Annotated in this window: 10 protein-coding genes; 3 read left to right on the top strand and 7 right to left on the bottom strand. The window is 46.4% G+C overall.

Annotated elements, in window-relative coordinates; all coding sequences use genetic code 11:
* Window positions 1–30: 30 nt before the first annotated feature.
* From CR164_RS01955 to CR164_RS01945, 3 genes are all read right to left on the bottom strand, one after another.
* Entirely contained in the window at window positions 31–1,794 is a 1,764-nt protein-coding gene (locus CR164_RS01955; protein WP_110022221.1) for a sodium:solute symporter family protein, read from the bottom strand.
* Between the two features lie 73 nt (window positions 1,795–1,867).
* The gene (locus tag CR164_RS01950; protein ID WP_110022220.1) at window positions 1,868–2,779 is read right to left on the bottom strand and encodes a carbohydrate kinase family protein; all 912 of its coding nucleotides are present in this window, start codon (window positions 2,777–2,779) and stop codon (window positions 1,868–1,870) included.
* 54 nt (window positions 2,780–2,833) lie between these two features.
* On the bottom strand, window positions 2,834–4,759 hold the full coding sequence (locus CR164_RS01945) for an alpha-amylase family protein (RefSeq protein WP_110022304.1): 1,926 nt from the start codon (window positions 4,757–4,759) through the stop codon (window positions 2,834–2,836).
* A gap of 196 nt (window positions 4,760–4,955) precedes the next feature.
* On the opposite strand from CR164_RS01945, the gene truA reads away from it, so the two are divergent.
* From truA to CR164_RS01930, 3 genes are all read left to right on the top strand, one after another.
* A complete protein-coding gene (truA, locus tag CR164_RS01940) occupies window positions 4,956–5,657 on the top strand; it encodes a tRNA pseudouridine(38-40) synthase TruA (RefSeq protein WP_110022303.1) in 702 nt (233 codons plus the stop codon).
* 166 nt (window positions 5,658–5,823) lie between these two features.
* Complete coding sequence (locus CR164_RS01935) at window positions 5,824–7,656, top strand: LysM peptidoglycan-binding domain-containing protein (protein ID WP_239994427.1); 1,833 nt, start codon at window positions 5,824–5,826, stop codon at window positions 7,654–7,656.
* Between the two features lie 206 nt (window positions 7,657–7,862).
* Window positions 7,863–9,068, top strand: coding sequence for an ArsA family ATPase (locus CR164_RS01930; protein ID WP_110022219.1), 1,206 nt, complete (start codon window positions 7,863–7,865; stop codon window positions 9,066–9,068).
* Between the two features lie 119 nt (window positions 9,069–9,187).
* Here CR164_RS01930 and CR164_RS01925 read toward each other — a convergent pair whose 3' ends face one another.
* The 4 genes from CR164_RS01925 to CR164_RS01910 all read right to left on the bottom strand — a co-directional run bounded on the left by CR164_RS01925 (window position 9,188) and on the right by CR164_RS01910 (window position 13,445).
* Window positions 9,188–9,832: an ABC transporter permease gene (locus CR164_RS01925; protein ID WP_110022218.1), complete on the bottom strand. Its 645-nt coding sequence runs from the start codon at window positions 9,830–9,832 to the stop codon at window positions 9,188–9,190.
* Between the two features lie 186 nt (window positions 9,833–10,018).
* On the bottom strand, window positions 10,019–10,456 hold the full coding sequence (locus tag CR164_RS01920) for an EF-hand domain-containing protein (protein ID WP_110022217.1): 438 nt from the start codon (window positions 10,454–10,456) through the stop codon (window positions 10,019–10,021).
* Between the two features lie 326 nt (window positions 10,457–10,782).
* Window positions 10,783–12,123 carry a sigma-54-dependent transcriptional regulator gene (locus CR164_RS01915; protein ID WP_110022216.1) on the bottom strand — a complete coding sequence of 447 codons (1,341 nt, stop codon included), beginning with the start codon at window positions 12,121–12,123 and terminating at the stop codon, window positions 10,783–10,785.
* On the bottom strand, window positions 12,120–13,445 hold the full coding sequence (locus tag CR164_RS01910; RefSeq protein ID WP_110022215.1) for a sensor histidine kinase: 1,326 nt from the start codon (window positions 13,443–13,445) through the stop codon (window positions 12,120–12,122). The genes CR164_RS01915 and CR164_RS01910 overlap by 4 nt, the downstream gene beginning before the upstream one ends.
* Window positions 13,446–13,875: the final 430 nt, after the last annotated feature.

Genomic DNA, 13,875 nt, shown 5'->3' with positions numbered 1-13,875 from the left:
TATATCTTAATCGATAGTAGGAAGGTTTATTTACTTCAGATTGTTCCATCCTTTACGGCTTAGATCAATATAGATGAATGTTCCGGCAAGCAGGGCAATAGCATAATAAACGATGGCTTGCTGATGTTCACCGAAAATAAATTTTCCCGTTGCGAACAGAGTGGAATAAACCAGAACGACCCCTCCTATCCAGTCTGCAAACAGCCTCAAAAATCCTTTATCCGATTCTACATGCGGCAGTTTCTCGGATACTTTTTTCCAGAGCACTCCTCCGACTCTTGTTTTTGAGTAGAATGCCAGGAGTTGCTTTTCTTCAGTAGCTTGAGTGGCATAGGTGGCGATCAGGGTTGCGGCAATCGTGAACACCACGATAATGTAGATCGAGCTCGGAAACTCGAGGTCGGTAAACAGCATGATCCAGGTATACACTACAAACGGAGTGATCATGGAAACTATCTCCGACCAGGCATTCAGTCTCCACCAGTACCAGCGAAGAATCAGCACGAACCCGGTTCCGGCCCCACACTGGATGATGAATTCCCAGGCTCCTGTGATGGTTTCAAGTACGAAAAACGTTATGAAAAGCGCAAAAATAGCGATACCTGCGGTAAAAATCCTCGCAATGAAGACATAATGCTTCGAGGATGCGCTGGTGTTGATGAAACGTTTATAGAAATCGTTGACCAAATAGCTGGTTCCCCAGTTAAGGTGTGTTGAGAGGGTGGACATGTAAGCTGCAAGAAAAGTGGCTATCAGCAATCCCTTCAGCCCTGGAGGGAGAATAGACTGCATGACATAGACAAAACCGTCTTCTTTCTGTTCAAGAGGCAGGTCAGGAAACAGCACAAGACTTGCAAGTCCGACAATAATCCAGGGCCAGGGCCTAAGGCAGTAGTGTGCGATGATGAACCACAGGGTGGCGAGAAGTGAATGCTTTTCATCCTTGGCGCTCATCATTCTCTGGGCGATGTAACCGCCGCCTCCCGGTTCGGCACCGGGATACCACGAGGCCCACCATTGGACAAATGCCATAGCTGCAAATGACGCGAAAGTGAGTTCATATGCGGAGCCGAAACTGCCGGATGAGGTTTTGTCGGTTATCACAGGGAAAAAGTCGAACATCCATTCCGGTAGTGCTTTTGTCAGGCCTCCGGCTTGCGTGATTTCCGGCGCATCGAGGACCAATACGGCAAGGACAATGCATCCAGCCATCGAAATGACGAACTGCAATGTGTCGGTAATGGTGACCCCCCAGAGACCCGAAAGGCCGGAATACAGTGTGGTCAACAGGACACAGGCTACGATCACCATTTCGGGATTGAGTTCCGGCAGCATTATCTTGATGATTTTGTACATCGCGAGATTAACCCAGCCGATAATCACTGCATTGATGAACAAGCCGAAATAAACAGCCTTGAAACCACGGAGAAATTGTGCGGGTTTACCGCTGTAGCGCAGTTCGATGAATTCCAGATCGGTCAGGATGTTCGCGCGTCTCCATAACCGTGCGAAGAAAAAAACAGTGAGCATTCCTCCGGATACGAACGTCCACCAAAGCCAATTGCCTGCAATGCCGTGTTTGGCTACCAGTCCTGTTACGGCAAGTGGTGTATCGGCAGCAAAAGTGGTTGCAACCATACCGGTTCCGGCTATCCACCAGGGAAGCTGTCGTCCTGAGAGAAAAAACTCACTGACATTTTGAGAGGCCCTTTTCGAGAAATAAAGGCCTATTAGCAAGGTGAGTGCCAAATATCCGGCAATGATGCTGAAATCGAGGTTGGTGAGCTGCTCCATGTCTTTTCAGGGCTGGGTTGCAGTTAGGCAGGATAACCGAGTTTATGAGCCGGTTATCCTGCTGCAGGTTTTCTTATTCCTCGATTTTAGAGAGGTCGAGGAAGCTCTGGTAACGGTCTTCAATTTCGAGCAGTTCGAGATTTGCTAATTTTTCAGTCCCGAACTTTTCAACGCAGAAGCTTGCCATGGCGCTTCCGTAAAGGACTGCTTTACGGAGTTCCGTGTCGTTGATTTCTCCTGCTCTTGCCAGGTGTCCGAGGAACCCTCCGGCGAATGTATCTCCTGCACCGGTTGGATCATAGATTGATTCCAGAGGATATGCAGGCGCTGCAAAGATGCCGTTATCGGTAAAGAGAAGCGCACCATGCTCTCCTTTTTTTATGATCAATGTTTTCGGTCCCATATTTCTGATGATTCTTGCCGATTTGACAAGGTTCGGATCGCCGCTGAGGAGTCGGGCTTCACTGTCGTTGAGAATGAAAATATCAACCCTCTCGAGCGTTTTTTTCAACTCTTCGGGTTTTCCTTCTATCCAGAAGTTCATGGTATCGAGGATCACGAGTTCGGGATTCGAAACCTGGTCGAGTACCTTCATTTGCAGTTCCGGATCGATGTTGCCGAGGCAGACGTATTTTGCTTCGCGGTACTGCAAAGGGATATGCGGGTTGAAATCTGCGAATACATTGAGCTGGGTGTCGAGGGTGTCCCGCGTGTTCATGTCATAATGGTACCGGCAGCTCCAGCGGAAAGTTTTGCCGTTGTCAATGACCTGAAGTCCCTTGGTATCGATACCGTTGTTGTGCAGGAGACGGAAATGATTATCCTCAAAATCATTGCCAACTACACCGACAAGTTTGATTTCATCAGAGAAGTAGCTGCTCGAAAGGGCGATATAGGTGGATGAACCGCCCAGGGTGTTGTCCGACCGGCCAAAAGGAGTTTCGATATCATCAAAAGCCAGAGAACCAACGACAAGAATAGACATAATGTGTAGTGATTAAAGATTTTTGAGTAGTGATAAAAAATTCTGTGTTTGAAATTAAACGGGAATTTCGAAAAGCAAACACTGCCCGGGTCCGGTTTCGAGTTCCAGCCTGTAATCGGATACCTGGTAAACAGTTCCTGAAACCATATCGGTTATCGTAAAACTTTTCCGATGAAATTCCATATAGCCTGCGGCGTTATTTTCCGAGTTGCTGTTTCCGATGAAAAGAAGGTTGATTCCTTCGCCTCTGCGCATGACCGCAAACAGATCCGGGGAAGAGACGAAAGGCAGCGAAAGGAACCCCGGTTTGCCGTTTTGAATAATATCGGCATATCTTTTGTGTAAAGATAACATGGTCGCGACAAAATCCGTGAGGGGTTCCTGGCCGTTGCAGTCTGCCCAGTCGTAGCAGCCTGTACTGAAAAGAGGCAGCTTTTCAGAGGGCCATCGCTTTCTGTCCGCATCGGTAAAGTTCAACCCGAGGTTTATCGGTTTCGACTCACAGATTTCCATACCGGAATGAATGAACGGTACGGCAGGGAGAACCGTTGCGAGGCCGAATATGAATCTTGATCGGTTCCTGCAGGCCGCTTTCCCGGCAAGGTTGTGGCATACCCTCGGAGTGTTGTGATTTTCGCCGGTTCCGAAAAAAGGTACGACCACACCTATTTTGTTCAGGTAATTAAGCAGCCCTCTGATATAGATCGGATCTTGAATCACAAACGGTAAGGAGCCAAAGACAGCATTGAACCCCTGATCCTTGATAGAGGGAGAGGGGTCGAAGTTTTCGTCCCAGAACGCAAAATCAGGATTTTTCTCTCGTGCTTTTTCAACAATGGTGGTTTTCAGCTTGGAGGGAAGAGCGTGTCCCATATCGATCATTGCCCCGTTGATCAGAAAGTGCTTCTGAAAATAGGGGATAATATCTGCAATGGTATTCCAGAGTTCTTCATTCATATATTCCGGACGGTCGAGCGCAGTATCGTACATTCGTATCGTATTGTAAGCGATGTAGTTGAACGACTCGTGCCGGTGCAATTTCAGATAAGCGACATCTGTCCAAGGGGGCTGTTTGTCATCAGGGGGCCAGTCACAGAACCCGCTGGCCACGACACAGGAAGTTCCGTCGGCAGTCTCGCCTCGAGCTCCTTTTTCAGAGAGTTTTACGGTTTCGGGCGTTTGGGTGAATTGTCGCTTGAACGATTCAGACGGTTCCGGTAGTTTGGAAAGGTCGTTTTTATCTACTTTTTCATAGATGGTGTTGAGTGTTTCCGGATCAAAAACAGGAGGGGCATATGATTCCGGGGCGAAACCGTTTTCCGGATTTGCTTCGAGCCAGTAATACCAATCGGGATGATGCCTTACCCAATCGCCGTCAACAGAAGTTGTTCTGAATACAAATTCAAGTACGACCCGCATGCCCATGTGGTGAGCGGCTTGTGTGAAGGCGGCGAACTCTGTTTCAGCGGAAAGATCGAGGGCGGGTTCCGCCAGCAAAGGGTCGATTCGGTACGGATTCTTTACGGCATAGGGAGAGCCAAGGTTGCCTTTTTTATTTGCATTGCCCGGTATTGTTACCGGAAGAAGGTAAATCGTGTTGATCCCGAGGCGTTCGAGATAAGGTAATAAGGCTATTGATTTAAGGAATGTACCGGTTTCACGAAAACCACAAGGGAGCGGATCGGTTGCTATAGCTCCGTCACTGTCGTGATCGAATGCTGTGGTAAGACGAACGAACAGGTTGTAAACAAAGCTGTTGCGTGTCCAATCGTCTGCAGTTGAGCCGGGCTTCGAAAACGCAGCGGGTTTGCGCGATAAAAGTTTTTCAAGGATTTTTCCGTAATGATCGGCCGGACAGACCTGCTGTTTCCCTTTGGAGTTGTTCGCCCAAATATTCGGAACACAATATGATGAGGATGCACCGTTTTTCCTTACATGGTCAAGTGCGTTGAGGACTATTTCAAGATGATGTGAGCTCAAATTTTCCTGATTGCTGTTGTTAAGCTGAATTTGCAATATTGTTTGGCGTTTGGCCGGACATGAGAACTCGTTTGTTCAGGTACTGATCACAACTGATAAAATGGTTGCGGAACGGAACTCTGAAGTGCTCAAGTCAGGTACACTTAGGTAACTAATGTACATAAAGCTATTTTACTCCCCAATGAGGAATATTCGTATGACCATAGAGTACGACGGTACAGATTATGCAGGCTGGCAAAAGCAGCCTGAGGGAGTGAGTACCGTTCAGGGAGTGCTTGAAGAAGCTTTGGGGCGCATTGTTCAGGAACATGTTTTGCTTACAGCGGCCGGAAGAACAGACAGGGGCGTTCATGCAAGAGGACAGGTCGCGAATTTCAGGGTCTCGTCGGCCTTGAAGCTTCATCGTTTATCCTATGCCGTAAACTCTCTTTTGCCCCCTGCAGTCCGTGTGATGGAAATGGAGGAAGTTCCCGATAATTTTCATGCTCGTTACAGTGCACTTGTAAGGGAGTACCGGTATTTTCTGCTTGAAAAACCTTCGGCAATCAATCGAAGATATGCCGGTTGCATTTCAAAGCCGTTGAACCTCGAGCAATTGAACCTCTGTGCAGGAGAGCTTGTCGGTAAACATGACTTTTCAGTCTATTCCAGAGATAACGGTGCAGCAGACAATACATTCTGTACGGTCTACAGTGCGGCGTGGGAACGCCAGGGTGATATGGTTGTTTTCAGAATTTCGGCAAGCAGGTTTCTCAGAACCATGGTTCGTTTTCTGGTTTCAGCACAACTCGAGGCCTCTCCAGGTGAACTTGAAGAGGCGCTTCGAACCGGTAAGCGTGTGAAAAAACTGGTGCCGGCTGATCCGGCAGGCCTTTTTCTCTGGCGTGTGGTGTATTAAATCAAGAAAAAACCGGCTGTTGCAGCCGAGAGGGCCGGCATGACTTGAAGGAGAAGACAGGCGAAACGGTCACCGGTTCTGTAGGGCAGATCGTAATGGTTCAAACAAGCTGGTTGTAATAATGAAGAGGGGTGTTTATGTTTAAAACGTATGCTTGTGTTGTACTGTGTCAGGAATTGTTGCAAACCTTCTTAACGATACGGTGTTCGTGAGAGTCGCTCATTTCTATATTTTTCCGGCTGTCCTGCTGCTTTTGCAAACGGCTGTTTTTTCCGACAGTTTTGCGGGCAAGAAAGGTAATGTTGCTGATGACTCGGCGGTGGCTGAAATGCTGGACAGCTATGTGACGACAACATATTTCAGCGACAGGAAATTCAAAAAGTGGAAAGACGGTGGTATTGACGGGTATCATGCTACATTTATTCCGCAGTTTGACGATGAAACCTATTCGGAAAGAATTGCCCGGTTGAATCGTCAAACACCACTCAGGCTTGCTTATAACAGCCATGTCAAAGGCTTTATCAAGCTGTATTCAGTTGATAAGCGCAAGCTGACCGCAAAGGTTCTCGGTTTGGCCGATATGTATTTTCCTCTTTTCGAAAAAAAGCTCCGGCAGTACAATATCCCTCTCGAGCTGAAGTATCTGGCAATCGTAGAGTCGGCACTCAACCCGACTGCGGTTTCACGGGCAAATGCGAAAGGGCTCTGGCAATTCATTTATGGAACCGGAAAGATGTATGGTCTCGAGTCGTCAGCCTTTGTCGAGGACCGTTTCGATCCGGAGAAAGCAACCATCGCCGCATGCAGGCACATGCGAGATCTTTATAATATATATGGGGACTGGTTTCTTGTGCTTGCCGCCTACAACTCCGGAGCCGGAAATGTGAACAAGGCGATTCGGCGATCGGGCGGTGCCAGGGATTACTGGTCCATCTGGCCGCATCTTCCTTCGGAAACCAGGGGATATGTGCCTGCTTTTATTGCAGTTACCTATATCATGAACTATTACCGTGAGCACAATATCAGTTCTCTTGAACCAGTGTACTCGTATGACGATATCGGGGCGGTTCGTGTATCGGAGATTGTTGCTTTCGATCAGGTAAGCGAGGTTATCGGTGTTTCTGTCGAGGATCTTCAGCTTCTCAATCCTCAGTTCAAGTTGAATCTTGTTCCAGCAGGTGCCGGTAATCCTTACTATTTGAAACTTCCTAAAGAGTATCTCGGCAAGTTTAACCGGAAAGAAAAGAAAATCTACGCGCACAAGACCCGTCAGGGACTTGACGGAGCGGCTTTGCTGGCAAAAGCTCGAGAAGTGAAGGCGGTTTCTCCCAAAGCTGTTTCTCCCAAAAAGCAGAAAAAAAACATACATGTCGTAAGGCGCGGTCAGACGCTGGCCTCGATAGCCAGAACCTACCGCTGCTATGTCAGTGAGCTTATACGGTGGAATAACCTGAAAAGTTCGAAGATTTATCCGGGACAGAAGCTCAAGGTGTTCGGAACACCGGGAACCGGGAGTCCGGCAAAATCTTCCGTCGTGTATCACAAGGTGAAGCGCGGTGAAAGTCTTGGTCTTATAGCCGGAAAGTACGGCGTCAGTGTGAGTAAGCTCGCTTCCTGGAACAATCTTGGGCGGAAACGCACGATATATCCCGGTCAGAGGCTCAAGATTTATGGCGTTTCCACCCGGACATCATCGAAAAAACCAAGTTATCACAAGGTGAAACGCGGTGAAAGTCTTGGTCTTATAGCCGGAAAGTACGGTGTCAGTGTGAGCAAACTCGCTTCCTGGAACAATCTTGGACGGAAGCGCACGATATATCCCGGTCAGAAACTTAAACTTTCTGCTCCGACAAAAATTCACAAAGTCAGGAGGGGAGAAAGCCTTGGCCTTATAGCCAGGAAATATGGGGTGAGTGTCAGTCAACTTGTCTCTTGGAACAAATTAGGCGGAAAACGTACGATATATCCTGGACAACGGCTTACAATCAAGATAAATTGATGGTTTGATTGTTGCGCAGTCTGGTTACATGAATGAGCTGGTTTTTTCGCAGAATCGGTTTTCAAGAGCTTCTGTATGTATGTAAAAAGGATAATTTTATTATCTTTAGCCTTTTTGAAACAGTTTGCTTGAAATATGATAGGACCGGTGGCTTTTGGGATAAGGGAAACTGCTTTTTAATTTCCATTAAAAGAGAATAATAACGTATGCGAAATATTATTTTTACGGGTAAGGGAGGAGTAGGTAAAACTTCTGTTGCCGCTGCAACGGCGTTAAAAGCTGCTGATTTGGGTTTTAAGACGTTGATCATGTCAACGGACCCTGCACACAGCCTCGGTGATTCACTCGATGTAAAACTTGGACCTTCTCCGGTCAAGGTTGCTGAAAATCTCTGGGGACAGGAAGTCAGCGTTTTTGGCGATCTCAATCTTAACTGGGACGTTGTCCGTGAGCATTTCGCCCAGCTTATGGAATCGAGAGGGGTTGAAGGTATATATGCAGAAGAAATGGGTGTGTTACCCGGCATGGAGGAGCTTTTTTCCCTGTCTTATATCAAACGCTATAACGAAGAGCAGGTCGATTACGATCTACTCGTTGTTGACTGTGCGCCGACGGGTGAAACACTTCGCCTTTTGTCTTTGCCTGAAACATTCGGCTGGTTTATAAAATTTATCCGCAACGTCGAAAAATATATGGTAAGTCCGGTGATCAGGCCATTGTCCAAAAAAGTGAAGAAAATAGACAACATGGTTGCTCCTAAAGAAGTGTATGAAAAGGTGGACAACCTGTTTTCTTCTACCGAGGGGATTATCGAGCTTCTCGCTGATGGCTCAAAATCAACGGTTCGCCTTGTGATGAACCCTGAAAAGATGGTTATCAAAGAGTCCATGAGAGCTCTTACGTATCTCAATCTGTATGGAATTACTGTAGACAGTATCACCATCAACAGGGTCATGCCTGATCAGACTCAGGATCCTTATTTCAAGAAATGGCGAAACATTCAGCAGAACTACATCCAGCAGATTAATAACGCGTTTTCTCCGATTCCGATCGGTCAGGTTCCCCTGTTTGATCAGGAAGTCGTAGGGCTTGATATGCTCCGGCAGGTAGGAGAGAAAATCTACGGTGATAAGAATCCGACGGAGATTTTCTTCAAGGAAGACCCGATCGATATCCAGAAAGTACATGATGGTCACTACAAGGTAAGGGTTAAGCTTCCGTTTATGGAGGATATGGGTTTTGAGCCCAAGATTCTTAAAATGGGTGATGATCTCACCATCAGGATCGGGGATTATCAAAAGATCGTTGCATTGCCGATTTTCATTGCAGGCCTGGAATCAACCGGAGCCAGTTTTGAAGATGGATGGCTTACTGTTGATTTTGCCAAAGAAGAAGAAAAGGCAGAAGCGTAACTTTTCCTACGTTCTTTGATTTATTACCAAAACCTGCCTCGCAAGGCAGGTTTTGGTATTTATGGCGCAATGAGCGCTGTTGAAGCGACAGAGCAAGAAAAGATTGATACGGTTTTCATTTATTCTCGGCACAATGGAGGGCCTGTAGAAGAATCAGGTTCAACTGCTCCGTTACCTGCGCCGATGAGGCGGTTTGCATATCGATCTTTGGTGAATATAAAAATTTTCGTTTTCCCCTCTGTGTTTAGGGTTTGAAACAGCTCTGGAATCTCACCTCTTTCATCGGAAATGACCGTTGTTTTTTGATCATTGTCCATTGAGCCCAGCACTTGATTTTCAGAAAGCAGGGAAGATGTTGTTGTTGTTTTTTTTTCGAGGCCGAGCTGCACTATCAACTCTGTAGCCCTTTTACGCAAAACATCGTCGGGGATGGTTGGCTGCAGCAAGGGCATTAAGAACTTCTCAGGAGAGCTTGCGTTTCGAAGCAAGTGGAATTTGAGAAAGACAAGCATATGGGCTTGTTCTTTGGCCTGATCTCTCTGTTCGTTTGAAAGGACTGAAAAACATTCAGCGCTGAACCAGTGTTGTTCTGAATCGGACTGCACGATACATCCTAAAATACTTATCAGGTTTTTTTGCTGGGAAGCCGAAGCTTCTACGGCTGCATCGGGGTTTGTAATGAATGAGTTGTTTTTGAGTGCGACAACGCAAACATCCCCAATGTTGTACACCTTACGCAGGTCGCGAGTTTTGATGATTTCCATTTGAAAGACCTTTCATTATATAGAATAAAGTCATTAGTGGTAACGAGGTTATACAAGTTTTTCGGCTTGTTTCCGCCGCAATCCGGAATCCCGGATACTGCTGGAATCAATCAAACTGGAATTCCGGATAGGTATAGCTGGAAAAAAATGCGCTTGATTTACGTTTTTCCCGGACGTGTGTTCAATTTATGGTCTGCCTATTTGAAGTTGAGGGGGTGGCTGTGTCGGAATTTCGTTTTCTTCAATATAGCCGTTATTATTTTTGTCAAACTCCCGAAAATGTGCGTCGCTTTCAGGAAATTCTGACATAGATATCTTGCCGTCGTTGTCTGTATCGAATGTTGCCAGGAAAGAAGTGTTTTCAAAAGACGGCGCCGGTTGTGTCGGAACCTCATCTTTGTCGATATAACCGTCCCTGTTTTTGTCAAGTCTATAAAAGTCGGGAAAAGGCTCACTTGTTTCGGGAAACTCCGACATGGATACCTTGCCGTCCTTGTTCGTATCGAATTTTGCTATAAATGCGGGACCGAGAACCCTGTCTTCCTCGCTTTGTTTTTCAGCAGAGGCCGGGGCAACTCTTGAAAATAACAGAAATGCACAGAGTAAGCCGAAAAAATGTTTCATCGTGATCTCCTTTATCGTTAGTGTTTTGTTTTATAGTCAGGTGTGCAAAGACTGTCACTGACCAGTTATTTTTCAGTTCACATGTGTTTGATCAAGTTATGTGCCAGTTTTGACAAAAAGCAGCAGAATTACCGAATAAACGTAAAAAGGCTATACAACGCTACACGCTGCCTGCCGGTTTCTTTCGGTACGTAGGGGTTCACGCTTTGAAAAGAGGGCGGGTGTGAAAAAATTTCACGCGAAAAGGTGTGCCGGTGTGAAAAGATGTTACAGCGGGAGAAAGTAAGAAACACTTCGCGGGGTCAACACGAATTGAAAGATATGCCTCAGGTCATGCCGAAACGTTTGAGTTTGTAGATGAAACCTCTTCGGGTTATTCCCAAGAGCTTTGCTGCACGTGTGCGGTTTCCACCGGAGAGCTCGAGCGCTTGTTTTATGCTTTCGATCTCGATTTCCTCGAGCGTTTTGATGATTTTTTTCTCCGGAACAGCTTTTTGGGTTGTTTCTTCAGTATGGGATGCAATAAAGTTTCGGATTGTCGGGGGGAGATGCTCGGGCACAATAATATCAGTTTGACAAAGAAGCCTGGCATGTTCCATGGCATTTGCAAGCTCCCGCACGTTTCCTGGCCAATGGTAGGAACCGAGAATATTGCTTGCTTCTCTTGATAATCTTTTTGTTTCGGCGTGACCGCGATTGAGGAAAAAGCGGGCGAGGGGGAGAATGTCTTCTTTGCGTTCACGCAGTGGTGGGATTGTAATGGCAATGACATTGAGACGATAGTAAAGGTCTTTCCGGAAACGACCCTGCTTGACATCTTGAACCAGATTCCGGTTTGTCGCGGCAAGAAGGCGAAAATTTACTGCTATTTCTTTATCGCTACCGATAGGTACTATACGTCCGGTTTCTATAGTGCGTAAAAACGCCGGCTGAAGTTCCAGAGGCATATCGCCAATTTCGTCGAGCAGCAAAGTTCCGCCGCTGACTTCACGAAAGCGTCCCTGACGTTTTTTTTCTGCACCGGTGAAAGAACCTTTTTCATGCCCGAACATTTCGCTTGCAAGAAGTGTGCTTGGAATAGCTGCACAGTTTACTGCCACCATCGGTCTGTTGTGTCGAGGGCTGCATTTATGTATGAAATGGGACAGCACTTCTTTGCCAACGCCGCTTTCACCCATAATGAGAACGTTTGCATCACTGGCAGCGATTCGGTAAGCATCATGAAGGATGTTGAGCATCGCTGAGCTGTAAGCTATGACTCCATCGAGTTTTTCTTGAGGAATAATGATTTCCGGCTTTGCAGCTTTGATGCTGAGAGCGTCCTGAACAGCCGTGACGAGTTCATCCAGATCAACCGGTTTGGATAGATAATCGACCGCTCCGAGCTTCATGGCCTTTACGGCTTCGTTGACATCTGCATATGCTGTTACAAGAAGAAACGGAAGAGCGATATGCTTTTCTCTGGTTGTCCGAAGCAACTCGAGGCCGCTTGCATCAGGCATGCGGACATCGGAGATGATGAGCGAAGGAGGTTCGTTTTGAATGATTTCAAGAGCCTCTTTAACACAGGTGGCTTCAAGGGTTGAAAAGCCTACTGACTCGAGGACCTGTCGGTACAGGCCTCGATAACGTGTTTCATCATCGACAACGAGTATCTTATGGGTCATGTATTTTGCCCCTGAACTTTTAAAATCATTATGCCGGAAATGGTTACGGTTGTTCCTTCGTTTATTTCCGACGAGATCGATATTGTCCATCTAAGGTTGTCAGTATATCGTTTAACTATTGCCATTCCCAGGCCATGCCCTTCGGTTCTGCCTGTTACATAGGGTTTGTGAATTTTAGGGAGGAGTTCCGGTGAAATCCCGCACCCATTATCTGTTACGACAAGTTCAGCGTGTTTCCTGTTGCGTTGTAATTTTACGGTGACCATGCCGTTTTTCGATGAGGCTTGAAGACTGTTTAAAAGAAGGTTTACAAGGATCTGCCGCAACATTTCCTCGTCAGCAAGAATCTGAAACGCTGGACATTCTGATTCCAGCGCAACGCCAGCTTCCTCGAACTCTGCTTGAAGCACGGAAATTACCTTGCCAATAATGTTTTGTGCGTCGAGGGCTACAGTTTTCACGTTTTTTTGGCGGGCAAAGTTCAGGAAATGGCCCAAACGTGCGGTGGTCTTGTCCACCTCATTTATAATTTGTTCAAGTTTTTTCCGGCTGTTGTCAGGTATAGCCGGATCACGAATGATCTGTTGGGCAATGCCCGAAATTATTCCGAGTGGATTTTTTGTTTCGTGAGCCAGGCCGGAGGCACCGAATTCCAGATCTTCAATATATGCTAAGCGAATTCTTTCCACTTTGAGTTGTTCTGTGAGCAGCCGGCTTCTGATCATCATGAACCAGACAATAAAGCCGGCGGCAACACAAAGAAATGCAACAAGTTGGGTGAAGTACATTCTGCCCAGAGCCTCTGCATACTCTTGCTTGTCCCTGACAAATTCTCCACCCATGACCAAGGTCCGGTATCTCTGCTCATTCAAGGAATGGCTTTTTTCAATGTCCTCGATTGCCGGTTGAGGTGTCGATGTGAAGGTGGGGTCGTTGAATATTTTTGTTTTGTGCCAGAATAAAAAGTGGTTTTCTTCGAATTGCTCTCCTTCGGTGGAGGGGAGACTCAGGGTTGCTGGTGCTCCGGACGTTTGGAAAACACGTTTACCATCTTGTTCGAGGAAAATGAATGTCAATGGCGAGCCACTGACGAGTTTTTCCAGAGTAACCATCATGTGGTTGTATTGAAAATTATTGTTTCGATCAACTTCATAGATGATGCTTTCCGCAATGTTAAAAAGGCCCGAAACAATCTGATGTTGGCCTTTGCGTCTGATTTCGTCAGCATTTTGGCGTACCCCGAAAGACCACCAGGTTAATCCAAGAAGTGCGAGGATGAAAAAAAACACAGGAACCCTGTAAGGTTTGATTTTCAAGTTCATCGTTCTGCGCTTTCTTGATCTGCCCGGAAAAATGTTCTCAGCAAAACAATGTACGTAAGAAAAAAACTTGTTATGAAATCATTGGACTTCATAACAGCAAAGAGTTCGGCCGGCAGGGAGCGCTTTTTCCCTCTCATCAAACACGTTGCGCGTTTGTATCCTTCGGTAATGTAAAATCTCTATGACATATGCAGGGCAAAAGGATTTTTCTTGAGTTTATTGACAGGGAGCGGGTTCGGAAAAGCATTTGCCTTACCCGACGATAACGACGGTCCAAAGGGTGGAAGGGTCGGAATTTATTATTCTTGTAGATGATTATTTATTACTGAGTTTTTTTATCTTCCTTGCTATCACAGGCAGTTTCATAAAATTGTTGTTGCAAGCCCTGCTTCTAGGTAGCAGGTTGCTTCCATGACACACGTTAGATTTT

The organism is Prosthecochloris marina (assembly GCF_003182595.1).
Classification (GTDB): Bacteria; Bacteroidota; Chlorobiia; order Chlorobiales; family Chlorobiaceae; genus Prosthecochloris; species Prosthecochloris marina.
Note: the sequence above shows the minus strand (reverse complement) of the source record. Positions and strands in the feature narration are given on the sequence as shown.

What these genes read in the sequence shown, in the direction of transcription:
- CR164_RS01955 (WP_110022221.1), bottom strand. Translation starts at nt 1,794, where the DNA reads ATGGAGCAGCTCACCAACCTCGATTTCAGCATCATTGCCGGATATTTG.
- CR164_RS01950 (WP_110022220.1), bottom strand. Translation starts at nt 2,779, where the DNA reads ATGTCTATTCTTGTCGTTGGTTCTCTGGCTTTTGATGATATCGAAACT.
- truA (WP_110022303.1), top strand. Translation starts at nt 4,956, where the DNA reads ATGACCATAGAGTACGACGGTACAGATTATGCAGGCTGGCAAAAGCAG.
- CR164_RS01930 (WP_110022219.1), top strand. Translation starts at nt 7,863, where the DNA reads ATGCGAAATATTATTTTTACGGGTAAGGGAGGAGTAGGTAAAACTTCT.
- CR164_RS01925 (WP_110022218.1), bottom strand. Translation starts at nt 9,832, where the DNA reads ATGGAAATCATCAAAACTCGCGACCTGCGTAAGGTGTACAACATTGGG.
- CR164_RS01920 (WP_110022217.1), bottom strand. Translation starts at nt 10,456, where the DNA reads ATGAAACATTTTTTCGGCTTACTCTGTGCATTTCTGTTATTTTCAAGA.
- CR164_RS01915 (WP_110022216.1), bottom strand. Translation starts at nt 12,123, where the DNA reads ATGACCCATAAGATACTCGTTGTCGATGATGAAACACGTTATCGAGGC.
- CR164_RS01910 (WP_110022215.1), bottom strand. Translation starts at nt 13,445, where the DNA reads ATGAACTTGAAAATCAAACCTTACAGGGTTCCTGTGTTTTTTTTCATC.